This is a genomic window from Pseudomonas sp. KCJK8993, from assembly GCF_046230915.1.
Lineage (GTDB): Bacteria > Pseudomonadota > Gammaproteobacteria > Pseudomonadales > Pseudomonadaceae > Aquipseudomonas > Aquipseudomonas piscis.
Genome location: NZ_JBJJLO010000004.1, coordinates 116,155 through 132,336 on the forward strand (window position 1 = coordinate 116,155; position 16,182 = coordinate 132,336).

Sequence of the window (16,182 nt, forward strand, 5' to 3'; positions counted from 1 at the left end):
GATCAGCAATTTCGAAGCGAGTTTCCTCATGAAAAGCCAACCCGATGCCGCCAGCCGTATGGTGGCCGAGGTAGTGACGCAATTGCCTGTGCCTTCGCGGCTCGGCATGTTGCGTTTCGAACGGCTGAATGAAGCGAGCTGGGCGCTACTGTTTCTCGATCCCAATTGCGAACGCCAGTTCGGCCTGCCCGCCGTGGAACTTTGCGCCCTGATCGGCTCGCCCTATGCCAGCCTGATGGAGCCCGAAGCGCGCTATCAACTGCATGACAACATCCAGCAGCAACTGGCCAGCGCCTCCCATTACCTGGTCCGCTACACCCTGCACACCGTCCAAGGCCCCCTGAGCATCCTGGAACTGGGCGAAGCCTACAAACAGCACAACCGGCACCTGCTGCGTGGCTACCTGCTGGTGGTCGAGGGCCTGTTCGGCAATACTCCGCCGACACCGCCCCCGGACCTGGAAACCCAGAACAGCCGCCTGCAGATCGCCCTGGAACTCAACCAACGGGCCCAGCAGGAACAACTGCAGCACCTGGAACGGGTACGGGCTCAGCAGGACCTGATCCTGCTACTGACCCGCCAGCGCTACAGCAGCGGCAATTCCCTGAAGGAAGCCGCCGAGCTGATCACCCGCAGTGCCTGCGACATCTACCAGATCGACTGCGCCAGTATCTGGAATCTGGAAGGCCAGCGCCTGGAGCCGATCGCGGCCTACCATCGGGCCACCCAGGAATACCACCTGCCCGACGCCATCGACGCCAGCAGCTTCCCGGACTACATGGAAGCCCTGCACAGTTGCCGCGCCATCGATGCCCAGAACGCCATGCGCGACCCTCGCACCCGGGAAATGGCCGAGAGCCTGCGCCCACGGAACGTGAACGCCATGCTCGACGCCAGCATCCGCATCGATGGCCAGGTGGTCGGGGTGCTGTGCCTGGAACAAACCGGTACCACCCGCGCCTGGCAGTCGGACGAGATCGCCTTCGCCGGCGAGCTGGCCGACCAGTTCGCCCAGGTCATCAACAACCACAATCGCCGGGCCGCCACCAGCGCCCTGCACCTGTTCCAGCGAGCCGTGGAACAGAGCGCCAACGCCTTCCTGCTGGTCAACTGCGATGGCGTGGTGGAATACGTCAACCCCAGCTTCACGGCGATCACCCAATACAGCACCGAGGAAGTCCACGGTCACCGCCTGTCGGAATTACCGGCCCTGGAGAACCTCAGCGAACTGCTGTTCGACGCCCCTTCCAGCCTGGCCAAGAGCAATAGCTGGCAGGGCGAGTTCAAGAGCCGGCGCAAGAACCTCGAGCCGTACTGGGGCCAGCTGTCGATTTCCAAGGTCTATGGCGACAACCGCGAGCTGACCCACTACATCGGCATCTACGAAGACATCACCCAGACCAAGCTGGCCCAGCAGCGCATCGAGCGCCTGGCCTACACCGACAACCTGACCAACCTGGGCAACCGCCCCGCATTCATCCGCAACCTGGATGAACGCTTCGCCCGGGATAGCGATACCCCGATCAGCCTGCTGCTGGTGGACATCGACAACTTCAAGCGGATCAACGACAGCCTCGGCCACCAGACCGGCGACAAACTGCTGATCAGCCTGGCCCGGCGCCTGCGCAACAGCCTGAGCCCCAGCGGCAGCCTGGCGCGCTTCGCCAGCAATGAGTTCGCCGTGCTGCTGGACAACACCGACCTGGAAGCCGGCCAACAGATCGCCAGCCAGTTGCTGATGACCCTGGACAAGCCGATGTTCGTCGACAACCAGTTGATCAGCGTCACCGGCTCCGTGGGCCTGGCCAGCGCGCCGCTGCACGGCCGCGATCCACAGACCTTGATGCGCAACGCCGGCCTGGCGCTGCACAAGGCCAAGGCCAACGGCAAGCACCAGGTGCAGGTGTTCACCGAAGCCCTGAACGCCGAGGCCAGCTACAAGCTGTTCGTCGAGAACAACCTGCGCCGGGCCCTGACCCAGAACGAACTGGACGTGTTCTACCAGCCCAAGCTGTGCCTGCGCAGCGGCCGGCTGCTGGGCATGGAGGCGCTGCTGCGCTGGAATCATCCGGAGAAAGGCATGATCCGCCCGGACCAGTTCATCAGCGTGGCAGAGGAAACCGGGCTGATCATCCCCATCGGCAAGTGGATCGCCCGCCAGGCCTGCCGCATGAGCAAGCAACTGACCGCCGCCGGCATGGGCAACCTGCACGTGGCCATCAACCTGTCGCCCAAGCAGTTCTCCGACCCGGACCTGGTGGCCTCCATCGCCGGCATCCTCAAGGAGGAGCAACTGCCCTCCTCGCTGCTGGAGCTGGAACTGACCGAAGGCTTGCTGCTGGAAGCCACCGACGACACCCACCAGCAACTCGAACAGCTGAAGAAGCTCGGCCTGACCCTGGCCATGGACGACTTCGGCACCGGCTATTCGTCCCTGAGCTATCTGAAGAAATTCCCCATCGATATCATCAAGATCGATCGCAGCTTCATTCACGACATCCCGGACAACCAGGACGACATGGAGATCACCTCGGCGGTGATCGCCATGGCCCACAACCTGAAGATCAAGGTGGTCGCCGAAGGCATCGAGACCGCCGAGCAGCTGGCCTTCCTACGCCGCCATCGCTGCGATGTCGGCCAGGGCTACCTGTTCGACCGGCCGATACCCGGCACCGAGCTGATCGCCAGGCTCAAGCGTTATCCGCGCGGGCCAATCGCCTGACAGCGTCGCGACACTCGGGCAAACTGCAGGTCTGAATAACGACAATCCAACTGACTGGAGGACTGCTACATGGTCTTGCGCTCGGAAATTCTGGTGAACAAAAACGTGCTACCTACCAAAGAACAAGCTCTGCCTGGCCGCGAAACCCCGATGACACTGCCTGAAAAGCACTTTGTCTTCGAAGACACCCCGCTGCTGGGTCCGTTCTTCCAGGACGTCGACTTCGCGATCTTCGGCCTGGGCTGTTTCTGGGGCGCCGAACGTCGCTTCTGGCAGCGCGAGGGCGTGGTCAGCACCGTGGTCGGTTACGCCGGCGGCTTCACGCCGAACCCGACATATGAAGAGGTCTGCTCGGGCTTAACCGGCCACACCGAAGTGGTGCTGGTGGTGTATGACAAGGCCAAGGTCAGCTACAAAGAACTGCTGGCGATGTTCTGGGAACTGCACAACCCGACCCAGGGCATGCGCCAGGGCAACGATATCGGCACCCAGTACCGCTCGGTGATCTACACCACCAACCCGACCCAGCTGCAGCAGGCGCTGCACAGCAAGGAGGTATTCCAGGCCGAGCTGACCAAGGCAGGCCTGGGCACCATCACCACCGAGATCGAAGAGGCGCCGACCGTCTACTTCGCCGAGGCTTATCACCAGCAGTACCTGGCGAAGAATCCGGAAGGTTATTGCGGTATCGGCGGTACCGGGGTGACCTGCCCGATCTAAAGCAGCTGCAAGCCTCAAGCGGCAAGTGGTTCGCCGTCGGCTTGCCGCTTGCCGCTTGCCGCTTGCCGCTTGCCGCTTATAGCTCGTGGCTGTTATTCCGCGATCAGCCAGTCCATCTGCCAGCCGCCCTGGGTCTGGCCGAGCTTTTGCGACAGCCAGGGCAGCAGCTCACGCAGTTCCTCCTCCAGGCCCCACGGCGGGTTGGCGATGGCCAGGCCCGAACCGTTGAGGCTGTTGGGCGTGTCCAGCGGATGCACCAGCAATTCCACCCGCAGCAGCTTCGGCGCGCCAGTGCCGGCCAGGTCCTGGTAGAAACGGCGCAGGGCGCGCTGGTCCTTGACCGGATACCAGATGGCCGCCACGGTCTGGCGCATGCGACCGATGGCTTCCTTCATCGACGCGGCGCAACGCTGCATCTCGTCGAGCTGCTCGAACGGCGGGTCGATCAACATCACCGCCCGCTTCTCCGCCACCGGCAGCAGCGCCCGGGCCACATGCCAGCCCTCGCCCAGGTGTACCGCCACTCGCCGGTCGCCCTTCATGTTGTCCTTGAGCAGCAGGCCATCCTCGGGATGCTTCTCGTTGAGCAGCGCCCGGTCCTGGTTGCGCATCAGGCGCCGGGCCAGCTCCGGGGAACCGGGGTAGTAGCGCAGCTCGCCATCCGGGTTCAGCCGGCGCAGCACGCGCATGTAGTCGGCGGTCAGCTCCGGCAGGTCGTCCGCGCCCCACAGCCGGGCGATGCCCTCCAGGTACTCGCCGGTGCGTGTCGCCTGGTCGCCCTTGAGGTCGTACAGGCCGATACCGGCATGACTGTCGATATAGGCGAACGGCTGCTCCTTGCGCGACATCAGGGCGATGAGGCGGGTCAGGGTCAGGTGTTTGAAGACGTCGGCGTGATTGCCGGCATGGAAGGCGTGACGATAGTTCATGGTTGCTCCTGCGCAGGAGCGCAAGTTTACCCTGTGCCAAGGACCGCGTCAGGACAGGCCATCGCATTCGCCCAGCACGGCGCGCCAGCTTGCCCATCCGCCACGCCTGATGGACACTGACCCGCCTGCCGCGACCAAGCGGCAGTGCACCAAGCGGTTGCTGGCGACTCAGACACAAGGGACCACTGACTGCTGTACGGGCACGACCCTGCCTGGCTGTGCTCATTAATGGACTGCTACTGAGTTGAGAATTTATGAAAGACGCAACGATTGCGCTGCACCATGGATTCAAGTCGGACCCCGCCACCAAGGCCGTGGCCGTGCCCATCTACCAGAACGTCGCCTTCGAGTTCGACAACGCCCAGCACGGTGCCGACCTGTTCAACCTCGATGTGCCGGGCAACATCTATACCCGGATCATGAATCCCACCAACGATGTGCTGGAACAACGCATCGCCGCCCTGGAAGGCGGGGTCGCGGCGCTGGCGGTATCGGCCGGTAGCGCCGCGATCCACTACGCCATCCAGACCCTGACCCAGGCCGGCGACAACATCGTCTCCACCCCGCAACTGTACGGCGGCACCTATACCCTGTTCGCCCACCTGCTGCCCAGCTTCGGCGTCGAAGTGCGCTTCGCCCGCGACGACTCCCCCGAGGCCATCGCCGAACTGATCGACGACAACACCAAGGCGGTGTACTGCGAGAGCATCGGCAACCCGGCGGGCAACATCGTCGATATCGAAGGCCTGGCCCAGGTCGCCCACGCCCGGGGCGTGCCGCTGATGGTGGACAACACCGTGGCCACGCCGATCCTGTGCAAGCCGATCCAGTTCGGCGCCGACATCGTCGTGCATTCGGTGACCAAGTACGTGGGTGGCCATGGCAACGCCCTGGGCGGCGTGATCGTCGACAGTGGCAACTTCCCCTGGGCCGAGCACCCACGGAAGTTCGCCAGCCTCAATACCCCCGAGCCGGCCTATCACGGCGTGGTCTACACCGAGAAGTTCGGCCCGGCGGCCTTCGTCGCCCGGGCCCGCACCGTGCCGCTGCGCAACACCGGCGCGGCCCTGGCGCCCATGAATGCCTTCCTGTTGCTGCAAGGCCTGGAGACCCTGGCCCTGCGCATGGAGCGCCATACCGACAACGCCCTCAAGGTGGCGCAGTTCCTCAAGGCCCACCCGCTGGTGGCCTGGGTCAGCTATGCGGGCCTGGAGGACCATCCGCACCACGAACTGGCGCGCAAATACATGCAGGGCAAGCCGTCGGCGATCCTCTCCTTCGGCCTCAAGGGCGGCTACGAGGCGGGCGTACGTTTCTACGATGCGCTGCAGATCTTCAAGCGCCTGGTGAACATCGGCGACGCCAAGTCCCTGGCCTGCCACCCGGCCTCCACCACCCACCGGCAGATGAACGAACAGGAACAGGCCAAGGCCGGGGTCAAGCCGGAGATGATCCGCCTCTCGGTGGGTATCGAAGCCATCGAGGACCTGCTCGAAGACCTGGACCAGGCCCTGCGCCAAGCCTGATCCAAACCGGCCCCGCCCGCACCGGCGGGGCCCTTGCTCCTCTTTCCCCGCGCCACTAAGCTGCCCTCGCCATACCCTCCCAGGATCCCCCTCCCCCCAAGGATCGTTTCCCTATCAAAGGACCCTGACATGCTCGTGCGCTACGTAAAGATCACCATGACCCTAGCGGTCGCCGCCTTCGCCCTGCTGGTGGCCTACAACAACATCAGCGACTACGGTTCCAACTTCGCCTTCGTCCAGCACGTGCTGAGCATGGACAGCGTCTTTGCGGGCAACAGCGCTACCGGCCGGGCCATCACCCAGCCGCTGCTGTGGAATGCCGGCTACTGGCTGATCATCGCCGGCGAAGCCGCGACCGGCGTGCTGCTGGTGCTCGGCGGCGCCCGCCTGTGGCGTGCACGCCACGGCGCTGCCTGCGACTTCAATCGCGCCAAGCATTGGGCCATCGCCGGCTTCTGCCTGGGTTTCTGCGTCTGGTTCTTCGGTTTCATGGTGGTGGGCGGGGAGTGGTTCATGATGTGGCAGTCCGCCACCTGGAACGGCCAGGAAGCGGCGTTCAAGTTCTACATGGCGATCCTCGGCGTGCTGATCTTCCTCAACCAGCCCGACGCTGAGCTGCACTGAGCCGCGCCCGCCACGGCCACCCTTCTCTACGTTCGCTCGCAGCCTGCTGCGGCTTCAGAAGGCGAAAAAAACGGCCCGCTGCGTCACCGCAGCGGGCCGTTTTCATTGTGTCCCCGAAAAGACAGGGGCCGGATCAGGCACTCAGTGGTTGAGCTTGAAATCCTTCTCGGCGGCTTCGAAGCGCTGGACCATGCCGGCACTCGGTGCGCCCAGCTTGCTCACCAGGACGATCGCCAGGCTGGCGAAGATGAAGCCCGGGATGATTTCGTACAGGCCCAGCAGGGCGAAGTGCTTCCACAGGATCACGGTCACGGCACCGACCACGATCCCAGCCAGTGCGCCGTTGCGGGTCATGCCTTTCCACAGGACCGAGATCAGCACCACAGGACCGAAGGCCGCGCCGAAACCGGCCCAGGCATAGCTCACCAGGCCCAGTACGCGGTTTTCCGGGTTGGCGGCCATGGCGATGGCGACCAGCGCCACCACCAGCACCATGGCCCGGCCGACCCAGACCAGTTCCAGCTGGGACGCGCCCTTGCGCAGGAACGCCTTGTAGAAGTCTTCGGTCAGGGCGCTGGAGCACACCAGCAGCTGGCAGCTCAGGGTACTCATGACCGCCGCCAGGATGGCCGACAGCAGCACACCGGCGATCCATGGGTTGAACAGCAGCTTGGCCAGTTCGATGAACACCCGCTCAGGGTTCTCGGTCACAGGACCGGCCACGTCGGGATGCGCCGAGAAGTAGGCGATGCCGAAGAAGCCCACGGCCACGGTGCCGCCCAGGCACAGGATCATCCAGGTCATGGAGATGCGACGGGCGTTGGCGATCGACTTGACCGAATCGGCGGCCATGAAGCGCGCCAGGATGTGCGGTTGGCCGAAGTAGCCCAGGCCCCAGCCCATCAGCGAGACGATGCCGATGAAGGTGGTGTTCTTGAGCATGTCGAAGCTGGTGGGGTCCTTGGCCTCGATGGCCAGGAAGGTGGTGTCGACGCCACCGGTGGCCAGCAGCACGATGATCGGCGTGAGGATCAGGGCGAAGATCATCAGCGTGGCTTGCACGGTGTCGGTCCAGCTCACCGCCAGGAAGCCGCCGACGAAGGTGTAGGCGATGGTGGCCGCCGCACCGGCCCACAGCGCGGTCTCGTAGGACATGCCGAAGGTGCTTTCGAACAGGCGGGCGCCGGCGACGATGCCGGAAGCGCAGTAGATGGTGAAGAACACCAGGATCACCACCGCGGAGATGATCCGCAGCAGGCCGCTCTTGTCTTCGAAACGGCTGGAGAAGTAGTCCGGCAGGGTCAGCGCGTCACCGTTGTGCTCGGTCTGTACCCGCAGGCGACCGGCCACGAATAGCCAGTTCAGGTAGGCACCGGCGATCAGGCCGATGGCGATCCAGCTCTCGGACAGGCCGGACATGTAGATGGCGCCCGGCAGGCCCATCAGCAACCAGCCACTCATGTCGGAAGCGCCGGCGGAAAGCGCGGTCACCACGCTACCCAGGCTGCGGCCACCAAGAATGTAGTCGGAAAGGTTGTTGGTGGAGCGATAGGCCATGAAGCCGATCAGCACCATTGCCGCGATGTAGATCACGAACGTGATCAGGGTTGGATTGCTTGCACTCATGAATAACGCCCTGGCTTTGTTTTTATGGTGCGGCGGTCACTGCCCCACGCCACCAAACGAGGTTGCTTGGGAAACGTTCAGGCGTGCCGCGCATTTATGACTGATGTTTCCCCAGGAAAGCCACCAGCCGATGCCCCGGTCGCGAAGACGGTTGCACCTTGGGCGCGAATCCTATGCAACAAAATGAATAAGGTGCAACCGATTTGACGTGAATCAGTTGCACCTTGTCGATAAATCAGCGGTTGTTGACGTTTTTGCTCCTTTTGGGAGCAAGGAAAATCTTTTTCAGAAGCGAATGCACCAGATCGACTCCCTACTTTGTGTAGCGGAATTTTATTCCTGACAAGCTGCGGTTTTTTCCCGGTAAAAATGGGTTGCACCCGGTTGCACCTGCTTCGGCTCGCGGATAATCTTGCCGCCAGCTGATGCCACACTCGCGTGGCAAACATGAGGATAAAAATATGGCTACCACCACCCTTGGGGTCAAACTCGACGACCCTACCCGCGAACGTCTCAAGGCGGCCGCGGCCTCGATTGATCGGACTCCGCACTGGCTGATCAAGCAGGCGATCTTCAATTACCTGGAGAAACTCGAGGGTGGTGCAACCCTGACCGAGCTGAGCAACGCCATCGCTCGCGACGGCGACGACGCCGGCGAAGTGATCACCGACCATGCTCACCAATGCTTCCTCGAATTCGCCGAGAGCATCCTGCCGCAATCGGTACTGCGCGCCTCCATCACCGCGGCCTATCGCCGGCCAGAGCCGGAGGTAGTGCCGATGCTGCTGGAGCAGGCGCGCCTGCCGGCCACCACCGCCGAGGCCGCCAACAAGCTGGCCGCCTCCATCGCCGAAAAACTGCGCAACCAGAAGAGCGCCGGCGGCCGGGCCGGCATCGTCCAGGGCCTGCTGCAGGAGTTTTCCCTGTCGTCCCAGGAAGGCGTGGCGCTGATGTGCCTGGCCGAGGCCCTGCTGCGCATCCCCGACAAGGGCACCCGCGACGCGCTGATCCGCGACAAGATCAGCACCGGCAACTGGCAGCCGCACCTGGGCAACAGCCCGTCGCTGTTCGTCAACGCCGCCACCTGGGGCCTGCTGCTCACCGGCAAGCTGGTGTCGACCCACAACGAAGCGGGCCTGACCTCCTCCCTGAGCCGCATCATCGGCAAGAGCGGCGAGCCGATGATCCGCAAGGGCGTGGACATGGCCATGCGCCTGATGGGCGAGCAGTTCGTCACCGGCGAGACCATCGCCGAAGCCCTGGCCAACGCCAGCAAGTTCGAAGCCAAGGGCTTCCGCTACTCCTACGACATGCTCGGTGAAGCGGCACTGACCGAGCACGACGCGCAGAAATACCTGGCGTCCTACGAGCAGGCCATCCACTCGATCGGCAAAGCCTCCCACGGTCGCGGCATCTACGAAGGCCCGGGCATCTCGATCAAGCTCTCGGCCCTGCACCCGCGCTATAGCCGTGCCCAGTACGAGCGCGTGATGGAAGAGCTGTACCCACGCCTGCTGTCCCTGACCCTGCTGGCCAAGCAGTACGACATCGGCCTGAACATCGACGCCGAGGAAGCCGACCGCCTGGAGCTGTCCCTGGACCTGCTCGAGCGCCTGTGCTTCGAGCCGCAACTGGCCGGCTGGAACGGTATCGGCTTCGTGATCCAGGCTTACCAGAAGCGCTGCCCGTACGTGATCGACTACGTCATCGACCTGGCGCGCCGCAGCCGCCACCGCCTGATGATCCGCCTGGTGAAGGGCGCCTACTGGGACAGCGAGATCAAGCGCGCCCAGGTCGAGGGCCTGGAAGGCTACCCGGTCTACACCCGCAAGGTGTACACCGACGTCTCCTACATCGCTTGCGCGCGCAAGCTGCTGTCGGTGCCGGAAGTCATCTACCCGCAATTCGCCACGCACAACGCCCATACCCTGTCCGCGATCTACCATATCGCCGGCCAGAACTACTACCCCGGCCAGTACGAGTTCCAGTGCCTGCACGGCATGGGTGAGCCGCTGTACGAACAAGTGGTGGGCAAGGTCGCCGACGGCAAGCTGAACCGCCCATGCCGCGTCTACGCTCCGGTGGGCACCCACGAGACCCTGCTGGCCTACCTGGTCCGCCGCCTGCTGGAAAACGGCGCCAACACCTCGTTCGTCAACCGTATCGCCGACCAGTCGATCTCGATCCAGGAACTGGTGGCCGACCCGGTCAGCCAGATCGAGCAGATGGCCACCCTGGAAGGCGGCGTCGGCCTGCCGCACCCGCGCATCCCGCTGCCGCGCGACCTGTACGGCACCGACCGCGCCAACTCGGCCGGCATCGACATGGCCAACGAGCATCGCCTGGCGTCGCTGTCCTGCGCCCTGCTGGCCACTGCCCATAACGACTGGAAGGCCGCGCCGATGCTCGGCTGCCCGGCCAGCGACGAGCCCGCGACCCCAGTGCTCAACCCGTCCGACCACCGCGACGTGGTGGGCCACGTCCAGGAAGCCACCGTCGCCGACGTCGACAACGCCGTCCAATGCGCCCTCAATGCCGCACCGATCTGGCAGGCAACCCCGCCGGCCGAACGCGCGGCGATCCTGGAACGCGCCGCCGACCTGATGGAAGGCGAGATCCAGCCGCTGATGGGCCTGCTGGTCCGCGAGGCCGGCAAGACCTTCGCCAACGCCATCGCCGAAGTGCGCGAGGCCGTGGACTTCCTGCGCTACTACGCGGTGCAGGCCCGCAACGATTTCAGCAACGACGCCCACCGCCCGCTGGGCCCGGTGGTGTGCATCAGCCCGTGGAACTTCCCGCTGGCGATCTTCTCCGGCCAGGTGGCCGCAGCCCTGGCCGCCGGCAACCCGGTACTGGCCAAGCCTGCCGAGCAGACCCCGCTGGTGGCCGCCCAGGCCGTGCGCCTGATGCTGGAAGCCGGTATCCCCGAAGGCGTGCTGCAACTGCTGCCAGGCCGTGGCGAGACCGTCGGCGCCGGCCTGGTCGGCGACGAGCGGGTCAAGGGCGTGATGTTCACCGGCTCCACCGAAGTCGCCCGCCTGCTGCAACGCAACATCGCCGGACGCCTGGACAACCAGGGCCGGCCTATCCCGCTGATCGCCGAGACCGGTGGCCAGAACGCGATGATCGTCGATTCCTCGGCCCTGACCGAGCAGGTGGTGATCGACGTGGTGTCCTCGGCCTTCGACAGTGCCGGCCAGCGTTGCTCGGCCCTGCGCGTACTGTGCCTGCAGGAAGACTCCGCCGACCGCGTGATCGAGATGCTCAAGGGCGCCATGGCCGAAAGCCGCCTTGGCAACCCCGAGCGCCTGGCCGTGGACATCGGCCCGGTGATCGACGCCGAGGCCAAGGCCGGGATCGAGAAACACATCCAGGGCATGCGCGACAAAGGCCGTACCGTGTATCAGGTGGCCATTGCCGAAGGCGAGGAAATCAAGCGCGGCACCTTCGTCATGCCGACCCTGATCGAGCTGGAAAGCTTCGACGAACTGCAGCGCGAGATCTTCGGCCCGGTGCTGCACGTGGTGCGCTACAAGCGCAAGGACATCGACCAGCTGATCGCCCAGATCAACGCTTCCGGCTACGGCCTGACCCTGGGCGTGCATACCCGGATCGACGAGACCATCGCCAAGGTGGTGGACAACGTCAACGCCGGCAACATGTACGTCAACCGCAACATCGTCGGTGCCGTGGTCGGCGTGCAGCCATTCGGTGGCGAAGGCCTGTCGGGCACCGGCCCGAAAGCCGGCGGCCCGCTGTACCTGTACCGCCTGCTGTCGACCCGTCCGGTGGACGCCATCGAGCAGTCCTTCGTCCGTGCCGACGCCATCAGCGCCCCGGACCTGCGCCTGCGCGAGTCGCTGCTCAAGCCGCTGTCGGCCCTGCAAGCCTGGGCCGACAGCGCCAAGCTGGCGGAACTCTCGGCCCTGTGCAAACAGTTCGCCGGGCAGTCGCAGAGCGGGATCACCCGGCAGCTGGCCGGCCCGACCGGCGAGCGCAACAGCTACGCCATCCTGCCCCGCGAGCACGTGCTGTGCCTGGCGGAAATCGAAGGCGACCTGCTGACGCAACTGGCGGCGGTACTGGCCGTCGGCGGTTCGGCGGTCTGGCCGGAAAACGCCGTGTCCAAGGCCCTGTTCGGCCGCCTGCCCCGGGAAGTCCAGGTCCGCATCAAGCGCGTGGCCGACTGGACCAAGGATGAGGCCGTGTTCGACGCGGTCCTGCACCACGGCGACTCCGACCAGCTGCGCGGCGTCTGCCAGCAGGTGGCCCAGCGCGCCGGTGCCATCGTCGGCGTCCAGGGCCTGTCCCAGGGCGAAACCGCGGTCGCCCTGGAACGCCTGGTGATCGAACGCGCCCTGAGCGTCAACACCGCGGCGGCCGGCGGCAACGCCAGCCTGATGACCATCGGTTAAAAGCAGCGGCAAGCTACAAGCGGCAAGCAGGGGCAACGGCCTTTGCTTGCCGTTTTTGCTTCTGGCTCTGGCTTGCAACTTGCCGCTTGCCGCTTGCCGCTTGGTTTCTCCTGCTTCATCACGCCTATCAATCTTCCTATCCGACCTTCATTCACAGGTCTAGACTCGGCTCATTTCCTCAATCAACAGGTAAGCCGCCATGTCCGAGACCTTGCTCAGTTCCCGCAATCTGGCTTTTGAACTGTATGAGGTGCTCGATGCCGAGGGCCTGACCCAGCGCGAACGGTTTGCCGAACACAATCGCGAAACCTTCGACGCCGCCCTGGGTACCGCCCGCAGCATCGCCGAGAAGTACTTCGCCCCGCACAACCGCAAGGGCGACGAGCACGAACCGCGTTATGAAAACGGCCAGGCGGTATTGATCCCCGAAGTGAAGCCGGCGGTGGACGCCTTTCTCGAGGCCGGCTTCCTCAATGCTACCCGCGACTTCGAGGCCGGCGGCATGCAACTGCCGACCCTGCTGTCCCAAGCCTGCTTCGCCCACTTCCAGGCGGCCAACGTCGGCAGCTCCGCCTACCCCTTCCTGACCATGGGCGCAGCCAACCTGATCGAGAGCTTCGGTAGCCAGGAGCAGAAACAGCGCTTTTTGCAGCCGATGATCGACGGTCGCTTCTTCGGCACCATGGCCCTGACCGAACCCCACGCCGGCTCCTCGCTGGCGGATATCCGCACCCGCGCCGAACCGGCCGGCGACGGCAGCTACCGGATCAAGGGCAACAAGATCTTCATCTCCGGTGGCGACCACTCGCTGGCGCAGAACATCGTGCACATGGTGCTGGCCAAGCTGCCGGATGCACCGCCCGGGGTGAAGGGCATCTCGCTGTTCATCGTGCCCAAGTTCCTGGTCAACGCCGATGGCTCCCTGGGCCAGCGCAACGACGTGCTGCTGGCCGGCCTGTTCCACAAGATGGGCTATCGCGGCACCACTTCGACTGCGCTGAACTTCGGCGATAACGGCGAGTGTGTCGGCTATCTGGTGGGCAAGCCCCATGCTGGCCTGTCCTACATGTTCCAAATGATGAACGAGGCGCGCATCGGCGTCGGCATGGGCGCGGTGATGCTCGGCTATGCCGGCTACCTGTACTCCCTGGAATACGCTCGTGAACGCCCGCAGGGACGCCTGCCAGATGGCAAGGACCCGAGCGCGCCCCAGGTGGCGATCATCCAGCACGCCGACGTGCGCCGGATGCTGCTGGCCCAGAAGGCCTATGTCGAAGGCGCATTCGACCTGGGCCTGTACGCGGCCCGGTTATTCGACGACACCACCACCCTGGACGATGAGGCCGGACGCCAGCAGGCCCACGAGTTGCTGGACCTGCTGACCCCGATCGTCAAGTCCTGGCCTTCAGAGTTCTGCCTCAAGGCCAACGAACTGGCGATCCAGATCCTCGGCGGCCATGGCTACACCCGCGAGTATCCGGTGGAGCAGTACTACCGCGACAACCGCCTGAACCCGATCCACGAGGGCACCCACGGCATCCAGTCCCTGGACCTGCTGGGACGCAAGCTGGCACAGAATGGCGGCGCCGGGCTCAAGCGCCTGATCCGCCTGATCATCGAGACCTGCGGCCGCGCCCAGGCCCATTCCAGCCTGGACGCCCTGCGCCAGCCCCTGGAGCAACTGGTGGCGCGCCTGCAAACCGTGACCCTGGGCCTACTGGGCGACCTGGCCATTGGCAAGGTCACCGCAACCCTGGCCAACTCGGCGCTCTACCTGAAAGCCTTCGGCCATGCGGTGATTGGCTGGCGCTGGCTGGAGCAGGCGATCCGCGCCGAGGAAGGCCTGGCCCGGGGAGAGGCGGCGGATCGGGATTTCTACCTGGGCAAGCGGCAGGCTGCGCGCTATTTCCTGACCTGGGAAGTGCCCGGCTGCGAGCATGAACTGAGGCTCCTGGAAGCCCGGGACGACACTTGCCTGGCCATGCGCGACGAGTGGTTCTGAGCGCCACGGGCCCCGGCAAGCGTGTCGGGGCCTTTGCGTGATTCCAGCCGCTACGGGCTGAGGCGGCTCGGCGGTGTCAGTTCTGCTGGATGGTCTTGGCGATCACGTCGACCGTGGCGCTCACCTGTTCCTGGTAGCGCTCGAGTTCTTGTTCGTGACGCTTCTGCATTTCCAGTTGCTGGGAGCACAGGTTCATCGCCGCCAGCACCAGCAGGCGCTCGCCGATCAGGGTCGGGAATTTTTTCTTGGTATCGGCCAGGGTGGCCTGGAGCATCTGCACCGCATCCATCAGGACCTGTTCCTGCCCGGCCGGCGCCTTGAGCGAATAGTCCTCGCCGAGGATCGTGACCACTCTCACCCCATCGCTGTGATGTCTCATGGGTTGGCCGGGCTCGCAGTGACGCGCTCAACCAGGGCCTGGATGCGGGCAGCGGTGGCACCGTGCTTCTCTTCCTGCTCCATCAGGTTCAGTTGCAGGCTTTCGTTCTCATCCTTGGCCTGGGCCAGTTGTGCCTTGAGGGTTTCGTTCGTGCCGAGCAGTTCCTGGTTCTGTACCACCAGGTCGCTGACAAGCTGTTCCAATTGGCTGAGGGATGCTTCCAACATTTTGATCTTCCGGGCTTTTTGCAAAGGGCGCGTACGATAAAGAAAAGTCACCCTGGATGCCAGGGTTATCCAGGCGCAAGGCCTTGATTTTACTGGCGATGACCCTTCCGCGAGAGCTGCTAGAGACTGCCATTCTCCCCTGGGGTTCCTGCCCCCGGTCGGACGCTAGGACTTTTCTCGAAAAATCGGGCGAGCCAATGGAAATTTCTGAAACCGCTTTTGGCGGTTCAAGAAGCATTTTCTCCATGCGATAGCCCAGGTGCTTATCCATTTCTCAAAGCGCCAGTCGCGCTTCACACAGGTGAAAACAATGTCCCTGCGCACCATGAACATCGCCCCGCGAGCTTTCCTCGGATTCGCCCTGATCGGCTGCCTGATGCTGTTTCTCGGTGTCTTTGCGCTGAACCGGATGGGCAAGATCCACGCGGCCACCGAGCTGATCACCCAGGACACCCTCCCCAGCATCAAGAGCGTCGATGACTTCACCCAGTTGAGCCTGCGCCTGCGGGTCAATGCCTACCGCCTGCTGGTCAATCGCGACCCCGAGGCCCAGCAAAAGGCGCTGGAGACCATCCTCGAACGCAACCAGGAGATCGACCAGATCCGTCCGCTCTACGAAGCCCTGATCAGCCTCCCCGAAGAGCGGGCCGCCTACGCCGAATACGTCAAGGCGCTGACCCGCCATCGCCAATTGGAAGGCCAGTTGATCGAGCTGTCGCGCAACGGCCAGCTGGAGGCCATGCAAGCGTTGCTCAACAATCAACTGCTGACCAACGCCGAGGCGATCAATAGCACCCTCAACCGCCTGGTACAGATCAATACCCGCTACTCCACCGCCGCCGCCGAGGAGGCTGCCAGGCAGTACCACAGCGCCTTCGAGCTGGTGGTGGCACTGCTGGTGCTGGCCAGCGGCCTGACCTTGCTGTTCGCCTGGCTGCTGACCCGCAGCATCACCCAGCCGATCGCCAAGGCCCTGGAAGCCGCCGAGGAGATCGCCGAGGGCAACCTGACC

At 64.3% G+C, this 16,182-nt stretch carries 12 protein-coding genes; 7 read left to right on the top strand and 5 right to left on the bottom strand.

The genetic code is table 11. The features are described from left to right. Positions 1 to 28: 28 nt before the first annotated feature. A complete protein-coding gene (locus ACK6AU_RS02875) occupies positions 29 to 2,722 on the top strand; it encodes an EAL domain-containing protein (protein WP_409297650.1) in 2,694 nt (897 codons plus the stop codon). Between the two features lie 69 nt (positions 2,723 to 2,791). Continuing rightward, entirely contained in the window at positions 2,792 to 3,442 is a 651-nt protein-coding gene (gene msrA, locus ACK6AU_RS02880) for a peptide-methionine (S)-S-oxide reductase MsrA (RefSeq protein ID WP_185697453.1), read from the top strand. Between the two features lie 92 nt (positions 3,443 to 3,534). Here the strand turns inward: msrA and ACK6AU_RS02885 are convergent, their stop codons facing one another. Continuing rightward, complete coding sequence (locus ACK6AU_RS02885) at positions 3,535 to 4,371, bottom strand: 23S rRNA (adenine(2030)-N(6))-methyltransferase RlmJ (protein WP_409297652.1); 837 nt, start codon at positions 4,369 to 4,371, stop codon at positions 3,535 to 3,537. A 254-nt stretch (positions 4,372 to 4,625) separates the two neighbouring features. Here ACK6AU_RS02885 and ACK6AU_RS02890 point away from each other — a divergent pair, with 254 nt between their 5' ends. Both ACK6AU_RS02890 and ACK6AU_RS02895 read left to right on the top strand, forming a co-directional pair. Beyond that, positions 4,626 to 5,897: an O-acetylhomoserine aminocarboxypropyltransferase/cysteine synthase family protein gene (locus ACK6AU_RS02890; RefSeq protein ID WP_185697451.1), complete on the top strand. Its 1,272-nt coding sequence runs from the start codon at positions 4,626 to 4,628 to the stop codon at positions 5,895 to 5,897. Positions 5,898 to 6,026: 129 nt separating this feature from the next. Further along, positions 6,027 to 6,521 (top strand): DUF2165 family protein, encoded by a 495-nt coding sequence (locus ACK6AU_RS02895; protein WP_409297655.1) that lies wholly within the window; start codon positions 6,027 to 6,029, stop codon positions 6,519 to 6,521. A 141-nt stretch (positions 6,522 to 6,662) separates the two neighbouring features. On the opposite strand, the gene putP is transcribed toward ACK6AU_RS02895, so the two are convergent. Next, positions 6,663 to 8,147, bottom strand: a complete 1,485-nt coding sequence (gene putP, locus ACK6AU_RS02900; RefSeq protein WP_185697449.1) for a sodium/proline symporter PutP — start codon at positions 8,145 to 8,147, stop codon at positions 6,663 to 6,665. Positions 8,148 to 8,224: 77 nt separating this feature from the next. Further along, on the bottom strand, positions 8,225 to 8,527 hold the full coding sequence (locus ACK6AU_RS02905) for a hypothetical protein (protein ID WP_409297657.1): 303 nt from the start codon (positions 8,525 to 8,527) through the stop codon (positions 8,225 to 8,227). Between the two features lie 81 nt (positions 8,528 to 8,608). Between ACK6AU_RS02905 and putA the strand changes: the two genes are divergently transcribed. Next, the gene (putA, locus tag ACK6AU_RS02910; RefSeq protein ID WP_185697448.1) at positions 8,609 to 12,562 is read left to right on the top strand and encodes a trifunctional transcriptional regulator/proline dehydrogenase/L-glutamate gamma-semialdehyde dehydrogenase; all 3,954 of its coding nucleotides are present in this window, start codon (positions 8,609 to 8,611) and stop codon (positions 12,560 to 12,562) included. 199 nt (positions 12,563 to 12,761) lie between these two features. Continuing rightward, positions 12,762 to 14,564: an acyl-CoA dehydrogenase gene (locus tag ACK6AU_RS02915; protein WP_409297659.1), complete on the top strand. Its 1,803-nt coding sequence runs from the start codon at positions 12,762 to 12,764 to the stop codon at positions 14,562 to 14,564. Positions 14,565 to 14,640: 76 nt separating this feature from the next. On the opposite strand, the gene ACK6AU_RS02920 is transcribed toward ACK6AU_RS02915, so the two are convergent. Both ACK6AU_RS02920 and ACK6AU_RS02925 read right to left on the bottom strand, forming a co-directional pair. Continuing rightward, entirely contained in the window at positions 14,641 to 14,943 is a 303-nt protein-coding gene (locus tag ACK6AU_RS02920) for a cell division protein ZapA (protein ID WP_185697446.1), read from the bottom strand. After that, positions 14,940 to 15,170, bottom strand: coding sequence for a hypothetical protein (locus ACK6AU_RS02925; RefSeq protein ID WP_185697445.1), 231 nt, complete (start codon positions 15,168 to 15,170; stop codon positions 14,940 to 14,942). The genes ACK6AU_RS02920 and ACK6AU_RS02925 overlap by 4 nt, the downstream gene beginning before the upstream one ends. Positions 15,171 to 15,480: 310 nt before the next feature. On the opposite strand from ACK6AU_RS02925, the gene ACK6AU_RS02930 reads away from it, so the two are divergent. Further along, positions 15,481 to 16,182: MCP four helix bundle domain-containing protein (locus tag ACK6AU_RS02930; protein ID WP_409297662.1), on the top strand; the 702-nt coding region annotated here is incomplete at its 3' end.